This window comes from Actinotalea sp. JY-7876 (genome assembly GCF_014042015.1).
Classification (GTDB): Bacteria; Actinomycetota; Actinomycetes; order Actinomycetales; family Cellulomonadaceae; genus Actinotalea.
This window is the reverse complement of sequence record NZ_CP059493.1, coordinates 2,324,388-2,342,700: the sequence shown is the minus strand read 5'-3', so window position 1 is coordinate 2,342,700 and position 18,313 is coordinate 2,324,388. Positions and strand designations below refer to the sequence as shown.

General features: G+C 73.7%; 16 protein-coding genes. 13 read left to right on the top strand and 3 right to left on the bottom strand.

Annotated elements, in window-relative coordinates; all coding sequences use genetic code 11:
- Positions 1-23 precede the first annotated feature (23 nt).
- Positions 24-953, top strand: a complete 930-nt coding sequence (locus H2O74_RS10915) for a 2-hydroxyacid dehydrogenase (protein WP_182111611.1) — start codon at positions 24-26, stop codon at positions 951-953.
- Positions 954-1,085: 132 nt separating this feature from the next.
- Here H2O74_RS10915 and H2O74_RS10910 read toward each other — a convergent pair whose 3' ends face one another.
- Complete coding sequence (locus H2O74_RS10910) at positions 1,086-1,967, bottom strand: fructosamine kinase family protein (RefSeq protein WP_182111610.1); 882 nt, start codon at positions 1,965-1,967, stop codon at positions 1,086-1,088.
- 160 nt (positions 1,968-2,127) lie between these two features.
- Here H2O74_RS10910 and H2O74_RS10905 point away from each other — a divergent pair, with 160 nt between their 5' ends.
- Positions 2,128-3,645 (top strand): peptide MFS transporter, encoded by a 1,518-nt coding sequence (locus H2O74_RS10905; RefSeq protein ID WP_182111609.1) that lies wholly within the window; start codon positions 2,128-2,130, stop codon positions 3,643-3,645.
- Between the two features lie 37 nt (positions 3,646-3,682).
- Here the strand turns inward: H2O74_RS10905 and H2O74_RS10900 are convergent, their stop codons facing one another.
- A complete protein-coding gene (locus tag H2O74_RS10900; protein ID WP_182111608.1) occupies positions 3,683-4,687 on the bottom strand; it encodes a LacI family DNA-binding transcriptional regulator in 1,005 nt (334 codons plus the stop codon).
- Between the two features lie 288 nt (positions 4,688-4,975).
- On the opposite strand from H2O74_RS10900, the gene H2O74_RS10895 reads away from it, so the two are divergent.
- From H2O74_RS10895 to ilvD, 7 genes are all read left to right on the top strand, one after another.
- Positions 4,976-6,277, top strand: coding sequence for an extracellular solute-binding protein (locus H2O74_RS10895; protein ID WP_182111607.1), 1,302 nt, complete (start codon positions 4,976-4,978; stop codon positions 6,275-6,277).
- Positions 6,278-6,285: 8 nt separating this feature from the next.
- Positions 6,286-7,305: a carbohydrate ABC transporter permease gene (locus tag H2O74_RS10890; RefSeq protein ID WP_182111606.1), complete on the top strand. Its 1,020-nt coding sequence runs from the start codon at positions 6,286-6,288 to the stop codon at positions 7,303-7,305.
- Positions 7,302-8,192, top strand: a complete 891-nt coding sequence (locus H2O74_RS10885; RefSeq protein WP_182111605.1) for a carbohydrate ABC transporter permease — start codon at positions 7,302-7,304, stop codon at positions 8,190-8,192. Before H2O74_RS10890 ends, H2O74_RS10885 begins: the two co-directional genes overlap by 4 nt.
- A 179-nt stretch (positions 8,193-8,371) precedes the next feature.
- Positions 8,372-10,789 (top strand): glycoside hydrolase family 3 N-terminal domain-containing protein, encoded by a 2,418-nt coding sequence (locus H2O74_RS10880; protein ID WP_255491901.1) that lies wholly within the window; start codon positions 8,372-8,374, stop codon positions 10,787-10,789.
- On the top strand, positions 10,786-12,345 hold the full coding sequence (locus H2O74_RS10875) for a glycoside hydrolase family 43 protein (protein WP_182111603.1): 1,560 nt from the start codon (positions 10,786-10,788) through the stop codon (positions 12,343-12,345). Before H2O74_RS10880 ends, H2O74_RS10875 begins: the two co-directional genes overlap by 4 nt.
- Positions 12,346-12,407: 62 nt before the next feature.
- Positions 12,408-13,073 carry a VOC family protein gene (locus tag H2O74_RS10870; RefSeq protein ID WP_182111602.1) on the top strand — a complete coding sequence of 222 codons (666 nt, stop codon included), beginning with the start codon at positions 12,408-12,410 and terminating at the stop codon, positions 13,071-13,073.
- A 92-nt stretch (positions 13,074-13,165) separates the two neighbouring features.
- Positions 13,166-14,875, top strand: a complete 1,710-nt coding sequence (ilvD, locus tag H2O74_RS10865; RefSeq protein ID WP_182111601.1) for a dihydroxy-acid dehydratase — start codon at positions 13,166-13,168, stop codon at positions 14,873-14,875.
- Here the strand turns inward: ilvD and H2O74_RS10860 are convergent.
- Entirely contained in the window at positions 14,868-15,359 is a 492-nt protein-coding gene (locus H2O74_RS10860; RefSeq protein ID WP_370525730.1) for a GNAT family N-acetyltransferase, read from the bottom strand. The two genes, ilvD and H2O74_RS10860, sit on opposite strands and share 8 nt — an antisense overlap.
- Before the next feature lie 68 nt (positions 15,360-15,427).
- On the opposite strand from H2O74_RS10860, the gene H2O74_RS10855 reads away from it, so the two are divergent.
- The 4 genes from H2O74_RS10855 to H2O74_RS10840 all read left to right on the top strand — a co-directional run bounded on the left by H2O74_RS10855 (position 15,428) and on the right by H2O74_RS10840 (position 18,278).
- Complete coding sequence (locus H2O74_RS10855) at positions 15,428-16,288, top strand: hypothetical protein (protein ID WP_255491565.1); 861 nt, start codon at positions 15,428-15,430, stop codon at positions 16,286-16,288.
- 102 nt (positions 16,289-16,390) lie between these two features.
- Positions 16,391-16,666, top strand: coding sequence for a WXG100 family type VII secretion target (locus H2O74_RS10850; protein WP_182111598.1), 276 nt, complete (start codon positions 16,391-16,393; stop codon positions 16,664-16,666).
- Between the two features lie 127 nt (positions 16,667-16,793).
- Positions 16,794-17,918, top strand: a complete 1,125-nt coding sequence (locus H2O74_RS10845; RefSeq protein ID WP_182111597.1) for a hypothetical protein — start codon at positions 16,794-16,796, stop codon at positions 17,916-17,918.
- Positions 17,919-18,011: 93 nt separating this feature from the next.
- Positions 18,012-18,278: a hypothetical protein gene (locus H2O74_RS10840; RefSeq protein WP_182111596.1), complete on the top strand. Its 267-nt coding sequence runs from the start codon at positions 18,012-18,014 to the stop codon at positions 18,276-18,278.
- The last annotated feature ends 35 nt before the right edge of the window (positions 18,279-18,313 follow it).

Sequence of the window (18,313 nt, the reverse complement as noted above, 5' to 3'; positions counted from 1 at the left end):
CGATCGAAGGAGCCCTCCGCCCCATGCTGACCGTCACCGTCCCCAGCACCGACGTCCGCGACCGCCTCACGGGCGGTGACCTGCCCGACGGCGTCCGGGTGCTCGCGTGGGACCTGCGGGCGGACCTGCCCGAGGCGGGTGAGGTCGACCTCGTCGTGCTGCCCAACAGCTCGATCGACGACGAGGGCTTCGCGCGCGTGCGGGCGCTGCCGAAGGTCCGCGTGGTCCAGCTCGCGAGCGCCGGCTACGAGCACGCGCTGCCGCAGATGCCGCCGGGCGTGCTGCTGTGCAACGGCCGCGGCATCCACGACGACGGGACCGCCGAGCTCGCCCTGGGGCTGGTGCTCGCCTCGCAGCGCGGGATCGACGACGCGGTGCGCGCCATGGGCCGCGAGGAGTGGGCGCCGCGGCGCCGCTCGTCGCTCGCCGACCGCCGCGTCATGGTCGTCGGTGCCGGGGCCATCGGCTCCGCGGTGCGCCGGCGCCTCGAGGCCTTCGAGACCGACGTCGTCATGGTCGCCCGCTCGGCCCGCGTCGACGACGGGGTCCAGGTGCACGCGATCGCCGACGTCCACGACCTGCTGCCGGACGTCGACATCGTCGTGCTGGTCACGCCGCTGACGCCGGAGACCGAGGGCCTGGTCGACGCCGAGTTCCTCGCGCGCATGCCCGACGGTGCGCTGCTGGTCAACGTGGGTCGCGGCAAGGTGGTGGACACCGACGCGCTGGTCGCCGAGCTCCAGCGCGGGCGCCTGCGCGCGGCGCTCGACGTCACGGACCCGGAGCCGCTGCCGGCCGGCCACCCGCTGTGGTCCGCGCCGGGCGCGATCGTCACGCCGCACCTCGGCGGCCACACGGACGCCACCACCCCGCGACTCGTCCGCCTCCTGCGCCGCCAGCTCGTCCGGCTCACCGCTGGCGACGAGCCGGAGAACGTCGTCGCCCGCACCTGAGCCCCCGGCTCCCGTCCCGTCGCCCCCGAGCACGTCCGTTCCACGCCACCACGTCCTGCCCAGCGGACGTGCTGGCGTGGAACGGGCGAACTCGGCGGGTGGGCGAGGGGCTGGCCGGGGTGGGCCGGCGGGTCACCGGCGGCGGAAGGGGGCCAGGGTCGCGCGGACCTGGTCGGCGGCCCCCCAGTCGGGGTCGAGCTGCGCGACCACGGCCAGGTGCTGGCGCAGCTGCAGGATCGGCATGCGTGCCCGCCAGCCCGGGTCGAGCGACGTCAGCTCCGCGTAGCGGCCGAAGAACGCCTCGGCCTCGGGCGGCGGCGCCGTGGTCCACAGGTGGGCGAGGTCGACCTCCGCCCAGGTGTAGGAGACGGCGGGGTCGATGAGCGCCGGCGCGCCGCCGGGCGTGGCGAGCACGTTCTGCGTCCACAGGTCGCCGTGCGTGAGGCAGGCCGGACGGTCCGGGAGCAGCTCGGGCAGCCGGGCGCACAGCCGCTCCAACGCGGACCTGTCGGCCTCGTCCAGGGCGGCCCGGACCCGGGGTTCGTCGAGCCACCGCAGCAGCCGGTGCCGCGCGAAGAAGGTGAACCCGTCGTCCTCCCACGTGTTGACCTGCCGCCGCCGTCCCAGCCACCCGTCGCGGTGCCAGCCGAACCGCGGGTGGGTGGTCGTGTGGAGCTGCGCGACGACGTGTGCAAGGTCCTCCCAGAAGGCCGCCGAGCGGGGTCGCGGCCGCAGCACGGACAGCACGAGCAGGTCGCGGCTGACGACGAGCACCTCGGGCACCGCGACGCCGCCCAGCGCGCGCAGCGCGTCCAGGCCCGCCGCCTCGGTCGCGAACACGTCGTCCGACGGCGGCGGCTCGGTGAACGCCTTGACGAAGACCGACGTCCCGTCGCCCCGGCGGGCGATCCCGGCGACGGCGGCGAGCCCGCCCGGGGCCGGCTCGATCGCGACGACGTCGCCGACGCCCGCCGCGCGCAACCGCCGCAGCAGCAGGGCCGGCGTATCGGTCATCGCCGCTCCCGTGTCCCTCGAGCCGGCCCGTCGGCGTGCCCGCGGGCACCGAGCACGATCGCACCCCCACGGCCCCGTGACCAGCCTCACAGGGTGAGGCCGGTCACGCCGAACCTTCTCGGTTGCACGCTCGGGGCGTCGCGGGTGGACGATGGAGCACATGCGTGAGCAGAACACCGCCGGCGCCGCGACACCCTCCCCGCGCGAACGGACCTTCTTCGGTCACCCGCGGGGGCTGATGACGCTCTTCACGACGGAGCTGTGGGAGCGGTTCAGCTACTACGGCATGCGCGCGATCCTGCTCTACTACCTGACGGACGCCGTGGCCGACGGCGGCCTGGGCATCGCGTCCGGCACGGGGGCCGCGCTCGTCGCCATCTACGGCACGTCGGTCTACCTGCTGTCCGTGGTGGGTGGCTGGCTGGCGGACCGGGTGCTGGGCTCGCGGCGCTCGACCCTCTACGGCGGCGTCATCATCGCGGCCGGCCACGTGGCGCTCGCCGTCCCCGTGCCGGCGCTGTCCTACATCGGCATCGCCCTGGTCGCCATCGGCACCGGCCTGCTCAAGCCCAACGTCTCCAGCATGGTCGGCGAGCTCTACTCGCGGGAGGACCCGCGGCGCGACTCGGCGTTCTCGATCTTCTACATGGGCATCAACATCGGCTCGCTGGCCGCGCCGATCCTCGTCGGCGCGGCGCGCGCCTGGGGCGGGTTCCACGCCGGTTTCGCCGTGGCGGCGGTCGGCATGACGATCGCCCTCGTGTTCTTCGTCCTCGGGCGCAAGGAGCTCCGCGGCGCCGGCGAGGCCGTCCCGAACCCCATCCGCCCCGAGGACCGCGCGGGCGTGGTGCGCACGGCGGCGTTCATCACCGTCGGCGTGCTGCTGGTCGTCGTCATCGCACGGCTGTGGTCGGGCAAGACCGACGTCACGACCTTCATCGACGCGATGTCGCTCCTCGCCTTCGCGGCGCCCGTCGCCTACTTCGTCGTCATGTTCCGCTCGCCCAAGGTGACGGCGCCCGAGCGTTCGCGCCTGGCCGCGTACGTGCCGCTGTTCGTGGCGGCGATGCTGTTCTGGATGATCTTCGAGCAGGCCGCGAGCACCATGGCCGCCTACGCGGCCGACCGCACGGAGCTCGAGGTGTTCGGCATGACGATCTCGCCCGAGCTGTTCCAGTCGATCAACCCCGCCGCGATCGTGGTCCTCGCGCCCGTCTTCGCGTGGATGTGGGTCAAGCTCGACGACCGTCCGCCGACGGCGGTGAAGTTCGCGATCGGCCTCTCGCTCGCCGGCGTGAGCTTCCTGGTGCTGTCCGCCGCCGCCGCGGCGGCGGGCGACGGCACGTCGCCCGCGTGGGTCCTGCTGGTCGTCTACGTGATCCAGACCGTCGGCGAGCTCTTCCTATCGCCGGTCGGCCTCGCCGCCACGACGCTGCTGGCTCCGCGGGCGTTCCGCAGCCAGGCCATGGCGCTGTGGTTCCTGGCGCCGGCGGCCGGCAACGCCATCACTGCCCAGCTCATCACGGCCACCGAGGGCATGGACGAGGCGACGTTCTTCGGCGGCACGGGCGCCGTGGCCGTCGTGGCGGGCCTGGCCCTGCTGGCGATCGCCCCGTGGGTCACGCGGCACATCCGCGAGGGCCAGGAGTCGACGGCCGAGGTGGCCGCGCGCGACTGAGGGAGGTGCTGTGGTGTCAGGCGCTGGCCGAGTGTCGTCAGAGCGCGCGGCAGGAGCCCCGCTCGACGAGCTCCGTCGGGAGCGTGAGGTGCGTCGAGGTGCCCGCGACGCCGGCGATCAGACCCACCAGCAGCCGGATGGCCTCGGACCCCATGCGCCGGATCGGCTGGTTGATCGTGGTGAGCCCGGGGACGGTCATCGCCGACTCCGGAACGTTGTCGAAGCCGATGACCGAGAGGTCGTCGGGCACGCGCAGGCCGAGGCCGCGCGCGACCTCCATCGTGCGGATGGCGGAGAGGTCGTTCGCCGCGAAGATCGCCGTCGGGCGCGCCGCCAGGGTCAGCAGCTCGTGCGCCGGCTGGTCGGCCGTCTCGGGGCGGTAGCCACCGACGCGCATGAGCATCGGGTCGGGGGCGATGCCCGCCTCGAGCAGCGCGGTGCGGTACCCCTCCTCGCGCAGGCGGGCCGACTCCAGGTCGGGACGCCCTCCGAGGAAGCCGATCCGCCGGTGTCCCAGGGCCAGGAGGTGCTGGGTGGCCAGGACGGCCCCGCGAAGGCTGTCAGAGTCGACCGTCGGCATGCCGGACGGGCCGGTGTGGGGGTCGACGGCCACGACCGGCACCCCGTTGCTCGCGTCCACCACGGTCGGCGTCACCAGGACCGCGCCGTCGATGAGGGTCCCGCTGAGGCGCGAGAGGTAGCGGCGCTCCCAGCCGACGTCGCCGCCCGCGCGCCCCCCGCCGGAGTAGGCGAGGAGCTCGTAGCCCGTGTCGGCGATGGCCTGGCTCGTGCCCTTGAGCAGCTCCGTGCTGAACGGCTCGAACTCGGCGACGAGGATGCCGATGACGTTGGTGCGCTGACTGCGCAGGCTGCGCGCGACGAGGCTGGACTCGTACCCGAGCTCGTCGACGACCTTCTTGACCCGGGCCGAGGTATCGACCGCGACGCCGTACCGCCCGTTGAGGACCTTGGAGACCGTCGCGACGGAGACCCCGGCCGTCCGGGCGACGTCGTTGATCGTCACGCGGCTGCGTTGCTGCATGGCGCCGAGCATAGCGTTTCGATAACGGTATCGAAATCGTTTGACACGACGGGTTTGGACTTGCGATGCTCGGCGCGCAAGCCCTGTCGACGGTGAGAGGAGCATCCGGTGCGGACGAAGACGAGCCCTACCGGAACGGCGGCCGTGCGGCCGCGCGGAACAGGCACAGATGCCCAGACCCCGGACACCCCCTGTGCGGTCCGACCCCGCTGACACCCCGCGTGTCCCACCACGGCGCTCGCCGGGGACACGCTGTACCACACCGCTACTCAACGAAGAGGACCACTGATGAACACACGGAAGTTCCTGGCGCCGACAGCGCTGCTGATGGCGACCGCCCTCCTCGCCGCCTGTGGCGGCGGCGACACCGGGGGTGGCGGTGGCGGCGGTGGCGAGGACGGCGACGTGACGCTGACCTTCTGGCACAACTCGACCACGGGCCCCGGCAAGGAGTACTGGGACGAGACGGCCGCGCTCTTCGAGGAGGAGAACCCGGGCGTCAAGATCGAGATCCAGTCCATCCAGAACGAGGACATGGACGGCAAGCTGCAGACCGCCCTCAACTCGGGCGACGCGCCCGACATCTTCATGGCGCGCGGCGGCGGCAAGCTCGCCGACATGGTCGAGGCCGGGCAGGCGCTCGACCTCACCGACCTGATCGCCGACGACGTGGAGTCGGCCGTCAGCGGGACGCTCAACGCGTTCACCATCGACGGCAAGGTCTACGGCATGCCGACCTCGGTGCTCCCGGGCGGCATCTACTACAACAAGACGATGTTCGAGCAGGCCGGCATCGAGGGCACGCCCACGACGATGGCCGAGCTCGACGACGCCGTCGCCAAGCTCAAGGCGATCGACATCGCGCCCGTCGCGCTCGGCGGCAAGGCGGCGTGGCCGGCGGCCCACTGGTACTACTTCTACGCGCTGCGCAGCTGCTCGCAGGAGGTCATGCAGGAGGCCGCCGACACGATGTCGTTCGACGACCCGTGCTGGCTGGAGGCGGCCGAGGAGCTCGAGGCCTTCAACGAGACGCAGCCGTTCCAGGAGGGCTACCTCAGCACCGAGGCCCAGGGCAGCGCGTCCTCGTCGGCCGGCCTGATCGCCAACGACCTGGCCGCCATGGAGCTCATGGGCGCCTGGAACCCGGGCGTCATCGCCGACCTCACGCCGGACCAGAAGCCGAAGGCCGACCTCGGCTGGTTCCCCTTCCCGGCCATCGACGGCGGCGCGGGCGACCCGACCGCCATGATGGGTGGCGTCGACGGCTACTCCTGCCACGCCGACTCTCCCGCTGAGGAGTGCGCGGCATTCCTCAACTTCTTCATGTCGCAGGAGCGCCAGGAGGCGTACGCCGAGGCGTTCGTGACCCTGCCCGCCAGCCAGGAGGCCCAGGGCGTCGTGACGGACCCGGCCCTGCTCGACGTGCTCGCGGCGTACAACGACGCGGCGTACGTCCAGGTCTGGCTCGACACGCTGTTCGGCCAGAACGTCGGCAACGCCCTCAACCAGGGTGTCGTCAACATGCTCTCCGGCCAGGACACGCCTGAGGGCATCGTCGCCGCCGTCAACGACGCGGCCGCCAAGGAGTAGTCGGACCCATGAGTGACTCCCTGGGCGATAACACGCTCACGACGACGTCGCCTGAGGGTCGCTCCCGGAGCGGGGGCGGTGCCACCACGGCACCGTCCCCGGTCCGCCGGCGGCGCCCCGGCGCCGACTGGGCCAAGCGCGGCGAGATCGCGCTCCTCACGGGCCCCGCCGTCGTGATCTTCCTCGCGTTCGTCATCTTCCCCGTCGTCATGGCGGCCTACTACGGGTTCTACCGGTGGAAGGGCTTCGGCCCGCCCACCGACTTCGTGGGACTCGACAACTACCTCGCGATCTTCCGGGACACCACGTTCCACGACGCGCTGCTGCACAACGGCTTCATCGTCGTGATGTCCCTGGTCCTCCAGGGCCCCGCGGCCGTGGCGCTCGCGCTCCTGCTCAACCAGCGGATGCGCGGCCGGTCGCTCGTCCGTGTGCTGATCTTCGTGCCGTACGTGATCTCCGAGGTCATCGTCGGCACGGGCTGGAGCATGATGCTCCGCACCGGCGGCGCCATCAACGACGTGCTCGACTCGATCGGCCTCAGCTGGCTGTCGGTGGACTGGCTCGGTGACCCGGATGTCGCCATCTGGACCCTGATGCTGATCATCACCTGGAAGTACATCGGGTTCGCGGTGATCCTCTTCCTCGCCGGCCTCCAGAGCATCCCCGAGGAGCTCTTCGAGGCGGCGGCCATCGACGGTGCGTCCTACTGGCAGATCCAGCGCCGCATCACGCTGCCGCTGCTGGGCCCCACCATCCGCATCTGGGCGTTCCTGTCGATCATCGGCTCACTCCAGCTGTTCGACCTCGTGTACATCGTCTGGGGCCAGTACGTGGCCTCGACCGTGGGCACGTCGACGATGGCGACGTACATGGTCGTCAACGGCCGCAACGCCGGGAACTACGGCTTCGGCAACGCGGTCGCCGTGGTCCTGTTCGTCATCTCGCTGGTCATCGCCCTCGTCTACCAGCGCTACGTGCTGCGCCGCGACACCGAGGGCGCGCTCACGGAAGGGAAGAAGCGATGAGCGCCAGTGTGCTCGCCGCGCCGCCGCTGCCCGCGGACCGGCCGACCAAGCGCAAGCGGGGCGGGGGGCGCCTCGGGCGCAGCGGACCGATGACGTACGTGATCGCGTTCTTCTTCGTCGGCCTGTGCATCGCCCCGGTCGCCTACATCGTGGTCGGCGGCTTCCGGGACAACTCGCAGATCATCCGCGACCCCGCCGGGCTGCCGAACCCGTGGGAGCTCGGCAACTACCTCGGGGTCCTCCAGAGCGAGATCTTCTGGCGCCAGATGGGCAACTCGGCGATCAGCGCGCTCGCCACCACCCTGGGCGTCGTGGTGCTGGGTGTCTCGGCGAGCTACGTGCTCGCGCGGTACGAGTTCAAGGGCCGGACGGCGCTGTACTCGCTGTTCGCCGCGGGGCTCATGTTCCCGATGACGGTGGCCATCACGCCGCTGTACATCCTGGTCCGCGAGCTCGGCCTGATGAACAGCCTGGCCGGCATCATCCTCCCGCAGATCGCCTTCGCGCTGCCGACGACGATCATCATCCTCGTGCCGTTCCTGCGGGCGATCCCCAAGGAGCTCGAGGAGGCTGCCGCCATCGACGGTGCCAGCCGGCTCGGGTTCTTCTTCCGCATGGTCGTCCCGTTGTCCCTGCCCGGTGTCATCACCACGGGGATCCTCGCGTTCATCGCGAGCTGGAACAGCTACATGCTCCCGCTGTTCATCCTCAACGACGAGAACTCCTACACCCTGCCGCTCGGCGTGCAGGCGTTCGCGGCGCAGTACTCCGTCGACACGGCGCGCGTCCTGGCGTTCACGTCGCTGTCGATGATCCCGGCGCTGATCTTCTTCTCGCTCTTCGAGCGGAGGATCGTCGGCGGTCTCACCGGCGCCGTCAAGGGCTGATCCCCGGTTCCGGCGGCGGCACCCGTGCCGCCGCCGGGGCGGGCGCCCGTCGGCCCCCTGCTCGTCCCCTCGTCATGCCCTGCCGCACGAGGCAGGCGCCCCGCCGCGTGCACGCCGCGTGCGGGCGTATCACCGCCGCGTCGCGAAGAAAGAAGGAACCGGTGACGCACGTCCCTGCCATGCCCGAGGTCTCGGAGCGCGTCAGCGCCCTGCACTCCCGCATGACGCTCGAGGAGAAGCTGGCCCAGCTGGTCGGCTACTGGATCGACCAGAACGGCACCGTCGCGCCGATGCAGTCGGAGATGGCGGCCGGGAAGGGCGACCCGTCGCGGCTGGGAGAGATCACCCGGCACGGGATCGGCCACTACACGCGCGTCTACGGCACCCGCCCGGTCGAGCCGGCCGAGCGTGCCGCCTGGCTGTGGGCCGAGCAGCGCCGCCTCAAGCGCGAGACGCGCCTGGGCATCCCCGCGCTGGTCCACGAGGAGTGCCTCACCGGGCTCGCCGCGTGGCGCGCCGCGACCTTCCCGACGCCGCTCGCGTGGGGCGCCTCGTTCGACCCCGAGCTGGTGCGCGAGGTCGGCCGGGCGATCGGCGACTCCATGCGCCTGCTCGGCGTGCACCAGGGCCTGGCGCCCGTGCTCGACGTGGTGCGCGACCCGCGCTGGGGCCGCGTGGACGAGTGCATCGGTGAGGACCCCTACCTGGTCGGTACGGTCGGCACGTCGTACGTGCTCGGCATGCAGGACGTCGGCGTCCACGCGACGCTCAAGCACTTCGTCGGGTACTCGGGCTCGCGCGGCGGCCGCAACCACGGTCCGGTCTCCGCCGGACCGCGCGAGATCGCCGACGTCTTCCTCCCGCCGTTCGAGATGGCGGTCCTCGACGGCGGCGCCCGCTCCGTCATGAACTCCTACTCCGAGATCGACGGCGTCCCCGTCGCCTCGAACCCCGAGCTGCTCACCGACCTCCTGCGCGAGCGCTGGGGCTTCGACGGCGTCGTGGTGGCGGACTACTTCGCCATCGCGTTCCTCGAGGTCATGCACCGCATCGCCGCCGACCGCGGCGAGGCGGCGGGTCTCGCGCTGCAGGCCGGCATCGACGTCGAGCTGCCCAACGGGGATGCCTACCTCGAGCCGCTGGCGGAGCGCGTGCGCGCCGGTGACCTGGACGAGGCCTACGTCGACCGCGCGGTGCTGCGGGTCCTGGCGCAGAAGGAGGCCCTGGGCCTGCTCGACGCCGGCGCGTTCGAGGACGAGCCGCCGGCGGTGGTCGACCTCGACACGCCGCGCCACCGCGAGCTCGCCCGGCGCCTGGCGGAGGAGTCCGTGGTGCTGCTGGAGAACGACGGCGTGCTGCCGCTCGGCGCGTGGGACGCGCCGCCCGCCCGCGTCGCTGTGGTCGGCCCCAACGCCGATCGCGCCGAGGCCCTCATGGGGTGCTACTCGTTCGCGAACCACGTGCTCGCCCACCACCCTGGCGTCGAGCTCGGCTTCGAGATCCCGTCGGTGGCGCAGGCCCTCGGCGAGGCGTTCACCGCGGCCGGCATGCCGCAGCCCGAGCTCGTGCACGCCCAGGGCTGCGCGGTCGAGGGGGACGACACCTCGGGCTTCGCCGACGCCGTCGCCGCGGTCGCGGGTGCGGACGTCGCCGTCGTGGTCGTGGGGGACCAGGCCGGGCTCTTCGGCCGCGGCACCGTGGGGGAGGGCAACGACGCCGAGTCGCTCGAGCTGCCCGGCGTCCAGCGCGAGCTGGTCGAGGCGCTGGTGGCGACCGGCACCCCGGTGGTCATGGTGCTCCTGACGGGCCGGCCCTACGCCATCGCGTGGGCGCTCGAGGGCCCCGGACCGCGTCCGGGCGCCGTGCTCCAGGCGTTCTTCCCCGGCGAGGGCGGGGGACTGGCGCTCGCGGACGTCCTCACGGGCCGACGCAGCCCGTCGGGTCGCCTGCCCGTCTCCGTGCCGCGGGCCACGGGCGCCGTGCCCTACAGCTACCTGCAGCCGGTCCTCGGTGGTCCCTCCGACGTGACCTCCGCCGACCCGACGCCCCTGCGGCCGTTCGGGTTCGGCCTGACCTACACCTCGTTCGCGTACGACGACCTCGAGGTCGACGCGTCCGTCCCGTCGTCCGGGGCCTTCACCGCCTCGGTCACCGTGACGAACACCGGGACGGTCGCCGGCACCGACGTCGTCCAGCTCTACGGGAGCGACGTCCGGGCGAGCGTGACGCGTCCCGTGACCCAGCTCCTGGGCTACGCGCGGACCACGCTGGAGGCGGGGGAGTCGGCGCGGGTGACCTTCACCGTCCCGACCACGCGGCTGGCGTTCTCCGACCGGCGCATGGTGCGGGTCGTGGAGCCCGGGGACGTCGAGGTCTGGGTCGGTGCGCACGCCGCGGCGTCCGACGCCGACGCGGCCAAGAACCACACGGGCGGTGCCATCCCCGCCGGGACGCGCGCGCGTCCGGACGTCGTCGCGGGCGCGGCGACCCCGCGCGCCGTGCTGGCCGTGACGGGCCAGGTCCACGAGGTCCGCCTCGACGACGCGCGCTGGGTGGAGGTCGCCGTGGCGCGCGCGGCGAGCGAGGTCACCGCGTGACGCTGGTCGCCAACCCCGTCCTGCCCGGCTGCTACCCGGACCCGTCGATCTGCCGGGTGGGGGACACGTACTACCTGGTCACCTCGACGTTCGAGTACCTGCCGGGGCTGCCGGTCTTCCGGAGCCACGACCTGGTCTCGTGGGAGCAGATCGGCCACGTCGTCGACCGGCCGGGCATGCTGGACTACGCCGGGATCCCGTCGTCGGGCGGGCTGTACGCGCCCACGCTGCGTCACCACGACGGGCTCTTCTGGCTCGTCTGCACCCTGGTCACGCGCCAGGAGGGCGTGCCGGGCGGCAACTTCGTGATGACGGCCGCGGACCCCGCGGGGCCGTGGTCCGAGCCGACCTGGCTCGGCGTCGACGGGATCGACCCCTCGATCTTCTTCGACGACGACGGGCGCGCGTGGGTCCACGGGACCCGGCTCGCGCAGGACCCGGAGTGGTTCGACCAGACCGAGGTCTGGATCCGCGAGCTCGACGTGGAGCGCAAGGAGCTCGTCGGCCCGGAGCACGTCGTGTGGACGGGCGCCGTGCGCGGCGCCGTCTGGGCCGAAGGGCCCCACCTGTACCGGGTCGACGGCTCCTACTACCTGCTCGCGGCGGAGGGCGGCACGGAGTTCCACCACGCCGTCTGCGTCGCGCGCGCCGAGCACGTCACGGGCCCCTACGAGGGCTACCGCGGCAACCCGGTCCTCACGCACCGCCACCTCGGCCGAGGGACCGACGTCGTCGGCGTCGGCCACGCGGACCTGACGCAGGCGTCGGACGGGTCCTGGTGGGCGGTGCTCCTGGGCATGCGGCCCTACGGCGGCTACCACTACAACCTCGGGCGCGAGACCTTCCTGGTCCCCGTCGAGTGGCAGGACGGGTGGCCCGTGGTGGCCCCGGGCGTCGGACGCGTGCCCCTGGAGGTCGAGGTGCCGTTCGCCACGCGGCCGGTCCTCGGCGCCGCCCAGGGCACGGCGTCGGGCACCGTGACGCCGGACGACCTGCGCTGGACCTCGGTCCGTGCGCTGCCGACCGAGGTGGCGACGCCGCGCGGTGAGGGGTGGGACCTGCCCCTGCGGGCCGCGACGCTCGCCGACGTCGAGGTCCCCGCCTTCCTCGGGCTGCGCCAGCAGCACCGTGCCGTCGACGTGCGCGCGGTGCTCGTGGCGGACCTGGCACCGGGCGAGGAGGTCGGGCTGGCCGTGCGCCAGTCCGAGCAGGACCACGTCCGGCTGGCGGTGACGGTCGAGGACGGCACGCGCCGCGCGCGCGCCGTGCACGTCCGTGGCGGCGAGGCGACCACGCTCGGCGAGGTCGTCGTCGACGGACCGGTGACGGCCCCGCTCGCGCTCGCGGTGCAGGTGCGCGACCAGGAGTACGCCCTGGTCGTCGAGGGTCCGGGCGCGGAGACCGTCACGGTCGCCGTCGCGGACGGTCGCACGCTCGACAGCGTGGCGACGGGCGGCTTCCTCGGCGTGTGGATCGGGGTGAACGCGTCCGGCAACGGCCGCGCGAGCTCCACGGTCGCGCGCGTCGAGCGGGTGGAGTACCTCCCGATCGCCTGATCGAGGCTGCGCGGCACGGGCCGGGGCTCGATCGGCCCGCCCCGCGGTGCCACGATGGCGGGATGACGACGCTCACCGACATGGCCGTGACCCAGCAGGTGGACGAGCGCCACTGGCGGGTCGTCCTGGGCCGGCTCCACACGACCGTCCGCACCGGTTCGTTCGTGCGCGGTGCCGAGCTGGTCCAGCGCCTCGCCGCGGTCGCCGAGGAGCTCGGGCACCACCCCGACGTCGTGCTCCGGTACCCGAGCGTGGCCGTGAGCACGTGGTCGCACGACGTCGGCGCCCTCACGGACCGAGACGTGCGCCTCGCGCACGCGATCTCGGCGGTCGTCGACGAGCTCGGGCTCGACGCCGACACGCGCGCGCCGCAGGCGACCGAGATCGCTGTGGACGCGCTCGACATCGCGGCCGTCGCGCCGTTCTGGCGCGCGGTCATGGGGTACGAGAACGAGCGGCTCGAGGCGGAGGACCCCTCGCCCGCGCTCGTGGACCCGCGCGGCGTCGGACCGTCCGTGTGGTTCCAGCAGATGGAGGCGCCGCGCCCCCAGCGCAACCGGATCCACCTCGACGTCACGGTGCCGCACGACGAGGCGGAGGCTCGGGTCGCCGCGACGCTCGCCGCGGGCGGACGCCTCGTGAGCGACGACCGGGCGCCCGCCTGGTGGGTCCTCGCGGACCCCGAGGGCAACGAGGTCTGCGTGTGCACGTGGCAGGCGCGCGGCTGACGGCGGCGCAGGCGAGCGCGGCCCGCTGACGCGGTGGTCCGCCCCTCGACCCGACGCCGGACCACGAACCGGGCGGGCCTAGAATCCGCAGCATGAGTCAGACCCCCGCGCCCGGCGCCGACATCAAGCCCCGCAGTCGTCAGGTCACCGACGGGCTCGAGGCCACCGCCTCCCGCGGGATGCTGCGGGCCGTCGGCATGGGCGACGACGACTGGGTCAAGCCGCAGATCGGCGTCGCGAGCTCGTGGAACGAGATCACGCCCTGCAACCTGTCGCTCGACCGCCTCGCGAAGGCCGTGAAGAACGGCGTGCACGCCGGCGGCGGCTACCCGCTGGAGTTCGGCACGATCTCCGTCTCCGACGGCATCTCCATGGGCCACGAGGGCATGCACTTCTCGCTCGTGAGCCGCGACATCATCGCCGACTCCGTCGAGACCGTCATGCAGGCCGAGCGGCTCGACGGCTCCGTGCTGCTGGCGGGCTGCGACAAGTCCCTGCCGGGCATGCTCATGGCCGCGGCGCGCCTGGACCTGGCGTCGGTGTTCCTCTACGCCGGCTCCATCGCGCCGGGCTGGGTCAAGCTCTCGGACGGCACCGAGAAGGACGTGACGATCATCGACGCCTTCGAGGCCGTCGGTGCGTGCGCGCGCGGCCTGATGAGCCGCGACGACGTCGACCGCATCGAGCGCGCGATCTGCCCGGGTGAGGGTGCGTGCGGCGGCATGTACACCGCGAACACGATGGCCTCGGTCGCCGAGGCGATGGGCATGTCCCTGCCGGGCTCGGCCGCGCCGCCGTCCGCCGACCGCCGGCGCGACATGTTCGCCCAGCGCTCGGGCGAGGCGGTCGTGGAGCTGCTGCGCCGGGGCATCACCGCGCGCCAGATCATGACCAAGGAGGCGTTCGAGAACGCCATCGCCGTCGTCATGGCCTTCGGTGGCTCGACCAACGCGGTGCTCCACCTGCTCGCCATCGCGCACGAGGCCGAGGTCGACCTCACGCTCGGCGACTTCCAGCGGGTCGCGGCGCGGGTCCCGCACCTGGGTGATCTCAAGCCGTTCGGCCGGTACGTCATGAACGACGTGGACCGCATCGGTGGCGTGCCGGTGATCATGAAGGCGCTGCTCGACGCCGACCTGCTGCACGGTGACTGCCTCACGGTGACCGGCAAGACCGTGGCCGAGAACCTCGCCGACGTGGCCCCGCCGGACCCCGACGGCAAGATCCTGCGCGCGCTGGACAACCCGATCCACCGCACCGGCGGCATCACGATCCTGCACGGCTCGCTCGCCCCGGAGGGCGCGGTCGTCAAGAGCGCCGGCTTCGACTCCGACGTGTTCGAGGGCACCGCGCGCGTCTTCGAGCGCGAGCGCGCCGCCATGGACGCCCTCGAGGACGGCACCATCGTCGCCGGCGACGTCGTCGTGATCCGCTACGAGGGCCCCAAGGGTGGCCCGGGCATGCGCGAGATGCTCGCCATCACCGGTGCCATCAAGGGTGCGGGCCTGGGCAAGGACGTCCTCCTGCTGACCGACGGCCGGTTCTCGGGCGGCACGACGGGCCTGTGCGTCGGTCACGTCGCGCCCGAGGCGGTCGACGCCGGCCCGATCGCCTTCGTGCGGGACGGTGACCGGATCCGCCTCGACGTCGCGAACGGCACCCTCGACGTGCTGGTCGACGAGGCGGAGCTGGCCGAGCGCGCGGTCGGCTGGGCGCCGCTGGCGCCCACCTACACGCGCGGCGTGCTGGCCAAGTACGCCAAGCTCGTGCAGTCCGCCTCGAAGGGCGCCGTCCTCATCTGACGGGCGACGACCGCTCGATGCCCAGGAAGCGCCGCAGCGCCTGGGCGCCGGCGACCGTGACCGGCCCGTCCGGGCGCACGTAGGTCTCCGGCCTCACCACGACGTGCTGCTCCTCGACGCCGACCGTGCCGTTCCCGGTGTGCTGCACGGTGCGCCGGCGGCCGTTCTCCACGTACCCGACCTTGCGGCTGACCGCCGCCGAGGCGTGGTTGCCGACGACGTACCCCGACTCGCACGCCAGTGCGCCGAGCTCGTCGAACGCGAGGCCGACCACGAGCCGGCGCATCAGCGTCCCGGTGCCGACGCCCTGGTGGGCCACGCCGAGCCAGGAGCCGGTGTGAGCATGGCGCGCATCCTCGCAACGGGTGCGGCCGCCCGGCGAGCGAGTTCGCAGGTCCTGCGGAGCGGGCCCGTGCGTCCCCGCCGGCCGCGCGACGCGCCGACCACCCGGACGGCCCGCGCCGTCGCCGCCGTGACGTGGCACGGTGGACCGGCTCGTCCCGTCGCCGGGGCGGGGTACCGGACCGCAGGGCGAGGGGGAACGTGCTCAGGGTGACGTTGCGCGGGGTAGGGGTGCCGACGGTGGTGCTCGGCTCCGGCGAGAGCCTGCTCGTGGGCCGGGCGCCGCACGGGGCGCTGCCGGACGAGGACCCCGACGCCGAGCTGCGGCGCACCGCGCTGGCCCTTCCGCGCGTCGCGCCGCACGTCTCCCGCGTGGTCGGGGAGATCGTCGTCGGCGAGGAGGTCGTGCGACTGCGCTGGCACGGCTCCACGGAGGCCCAGCTCTCGAGCCTCTTCGACGCCCCGGGCGGTGCGCGGCGCGTCGCCCTGGCGGACGGGATGGCGGCGCTCCTGGACGAGGGCGAGAACCACGTCCTGCTGCTCCGTGGCCGGCAGACGGCGCCCGACAGGTACACGGACCTCGTGCTCGTCGTCGACGTGAGCATCCCCGAGCCGGCGGCCGTGGTGCCGCTGCCGGGCGTCGCCGAGCCCGACCCGGACGGTGCGGCCACCGCCCCCGCGCCGCACCTGGAACGCTGGTCCCGCGAGTGGTACGTCGCCCTGGCGCTCGCGGAGCCGTGGCTGGTCGGCGCCGACGACTACCCGCGTCCGGCGTCCAACCGCGAGATCTTCGAGCGCATCCTGCACTGGCGCGGGCACGCCTGGAACCTCGAGCGCGCGCAGCGCGTCGACGACGCGATCCGGTCCGTCGCGCGCATGGCCTTCGGGCCGGACGACGACCCCTTCACCCAGACCGCGGGGCGCGTGCAGAACGTGCGCTTCGCCGTCGGGCGCCGGGCGGCCGAGGTGCGCCTCGTCACGGCCGCCGACCTCGCGCTCGTCGAGCAGGCACGAGCACGCGGCGACGGCCTGCAGCCCGATCGGCCCGTCGAGGGCGCCGACCGCGCCTGACGCGGCGGAACCTTCCACCCCCGCGAGCCTGGCTCGCGCCCGCGCGTCCTGCCTAGCGTCCGGACCAGCCCGCCCCGGGCTCCCGGACCTCAGGAGGACGCCATGTACGACAAGTCGCAGTTCTACGGCATCGACCCCGAGTACAGCCGTGAGGCCTCGCGCCGGATGGACGACGGCGCGGCGAGCCTGAAGTCCATGGTGGGCCAGGTCAGCGCGATGCTCGCGCAGGTCACGTGGGTGGGCGCGGATGCACAGCGCTTCGCCGGCGAGTGGGAGGGGTCCCTGCGTCCCGAGCTCGCCGCGGCGACCGACAACCTGCGGGAGAACGCCGCCGAGCTCAAGCGGCGTGCCGACCTGCAGGACGAGGCCAGCCGGTGACCTCCCGGGGCACGCGGCCCGCGCCGACGAGGCGGAACCTTCCACCCGCCGGGCCCTGGGCCTGCGCGTCCCGCGTCCCTAGCGTCCTCGTCAGCAGCAGCGGCACGACCGACCGGAGGTAGGCGCGATGTTCCAGGGAGCAGACGTCGACGGGCTCGACACGCTCGCGCGGCGCACGAACGAGGCGGCCGACTTCGCGGACGACGTCGTCGTCGCGCTGAAGATCGTGGTCGCGGCCCTCGAGGCCATGTCGTGGACCGGGTGGGCCGCGGCCTTCGCCGCCTACCTCAAGGGTGTCGTCATCCCGTGGGTGCAGACGACCGGGAAGTACCTGCGCACGTTCGCCCAGGTCCTCGCGCTGGCCTCGAAGCAGCAGAAGGAGGTCAGCGGCGACGTCGTGCGCGTCGCGCTGCCCGCCGGGTCGTGGACGCCGACGGTCTACCCGACGCAGTCGGCCGTCGTCGCGCCGCGCCTGGTGGCGCCGTCGGCCGCCATCAGCGCCCAGGGCGCCGGTGGCGGCGCGAGCGGGGTGCAGGTGACGATCACCGCGCCGCAGGGGATCGGGATGCCGACGGCGGGGGCGACCGGCGGCGGAGCGGTCGGCGGTGGTTCGCAGGTGAGCGCGCCGGTCCCGGCGGGGAGCGCCGCGTCGGCGGCGCCCGTCCCGGGCGGGGCGCTGGGCGGCGGGGCCGTGGGCGGCGGAGCGCTCGCCGGCGGTGGGCTCGGCGCCGGCGGGACCTCCGCCGGCGGAGGTGTCCCGGCGGGTCTCGCAGGCCCGGGGTGGACGGACGGCGCCGGGAGCGTCGGCGGCACCGGGAGCTCGGGCGGTGCCGCGGTGGCACCGGTCGGCCCGGGCCCGGGCAGCCTCGACGGCGCGTCCGGTGGTCCGGTGATCGCCGCGGGCGACCCGCCCGTCAGCGCCAGCGCGCTCGGCACGCGGGGCGGCCTCGACGCCGTCGCGGCCGCCGGCGCCGACCCGGGCACCGGCACGAGCGCCGGCCTGATGGCACCCCAGGACGCCGGCTCGGGCGTGAGCCCGGCGCTCGCGGCGGCACCGCTCGGCCTCGCGGGGCTCGGTGCCGCGACCCTCGGCGCGCTGCGCGCGGCGCGCGGTCCGGGCGCCGACGCCGACGACGCCCCCGACGGCACCGCGACGCAGGCCGACACCGCCCTCGCCACGGGCGGCGGTCTCGACCGCCCGACCACGCACGTCCGTCCCGGGGGCACCCCGGGGCAGGCCACGGCCCGCTGAGGCCGGTCGCGCGGGCCGCCCGGCCCGCGCGGTGCACGACCCCACGACAGCCGGAGCCTCCGGCGGGACCTTCACCGAACAAGGAGACAGACCATGAGCAACGTCCTCGGCATGGACATCACCGCCGCCCGCGACCTCGTCCGGATCATGAACGTCGACGCGGACAGCATCACGCAGATCACGGCGCGCCTGACGCAGCAGCTCGAGGCGACGCCCTGGTACGGCCCGGACGCGCAGCGCTTCACGAGTGACTGGCAGGGCCAGTACGTGCCCGCGCTCCAGCGCGTGGTCCAGGCCCTGCAGGAGAACGCGGCGACGCTCTCCGCCCAGGCCGACGACCAGGAGCGCGCCTCCAGCTGACGCCCGCGCCGAGGCCGCCGGTCCGTCCGGCGGCC

Excerpts from the sequence above, each read along its gene's own strand:
- H2O74_RS10905 (WP_182111609.1), top strand. The coding sequence starts at position 2,128 with ATGCGTGAGCAGAACACCGCCGGCGCCGCGACACCCTCCCCGCGCGAA.
- H2O74_RS10885 (WP_182111605.1), top strand. The coding sequence starts at position 7,302 with ATGAGCGCCAGTGTGCTCGCCGCGCCGCCGCTGCCCGCGGACCGGCCG.
- H2O74_RS10845 (WP_182111597.1), top strand. The coding sequence starts at position 16,794 with ATGTTCCAGGGAGCAGACGTCGACGGGCTCGACACGCTCGCGCGGCGC.
- H2O74_RS10915 (WP_182111611.1), top strand. The coding sequence starts at position 24 with ATGCTGACCGTCACCGTCCCCAGCACCGACGTCCGCGACCGCCTCACG.
- H2O74_RS10870 (WP_182111602.1), top strand. The coding sequence starts at position 12,408 with ATGACGACGCTCACCGACATGGCCGTGACCCAGCAGGTGGACGAGCGC.
- ilvD (WP_182111601.1), top strand. The coding sequence starts at position 13,166 with ATGAGTCAGACCCCCGCGCCCGGCGCCGACATCAAGCCCCGCAGTCGT.
- H2O74_RS10900 (WP_182111608.1), bottom strand. The coding sequence starts at position 4,687 with ATGCAGCAACGCAGCCGCGTGACGATCAACGACGTCGCCCGGACGGCC.
- H2O74_RS10910 (WP_182111610.1), bottom strand. The coding sequence starts at position 1,967 with ATGACCGATACGCCGGCCCTGCTGCTGCGGCGGTTGCGCGCGGCGGGC.
- H2O74_RS10890 (WP_182111606.1), top strand. The coding sequence starts at position 6,286 with ATGAGTGACTCCCTGGGCGATAACACGCTCACGACGACGTCGCCTGAG.
- H2O74_RS10840 (WP_182111596.1), top strand. The coding sequence starts at position 18,012 with ATGAGCAACGTCCTCGGCATGGACATCACCGCCGCCCGCGACCTCGTC.
- H2O74_RS10895 (WP_182111607.1), top strand. The coding sequence starts at position 4,976 with ATGAACACACGGAAGTTCCTGGCGCCGACAGCGCTGCTGATGGCGACC.
- H2O74_RS10850 (WP_182111598.1), top strand. The coding sequence starts at position 16,391 with ATGTACGACAAGTCGCAGTTCTACGGCATCGACCCCGAGTACAGCCGT.
- H2O74_RS10880 (WP_255491901.1), top strand. The coding sequence starts at position 8,372 with ATGCCCGAGGTCTCGGAGCGCGTCAGCGCCCTGCACTCCCGCATGACG.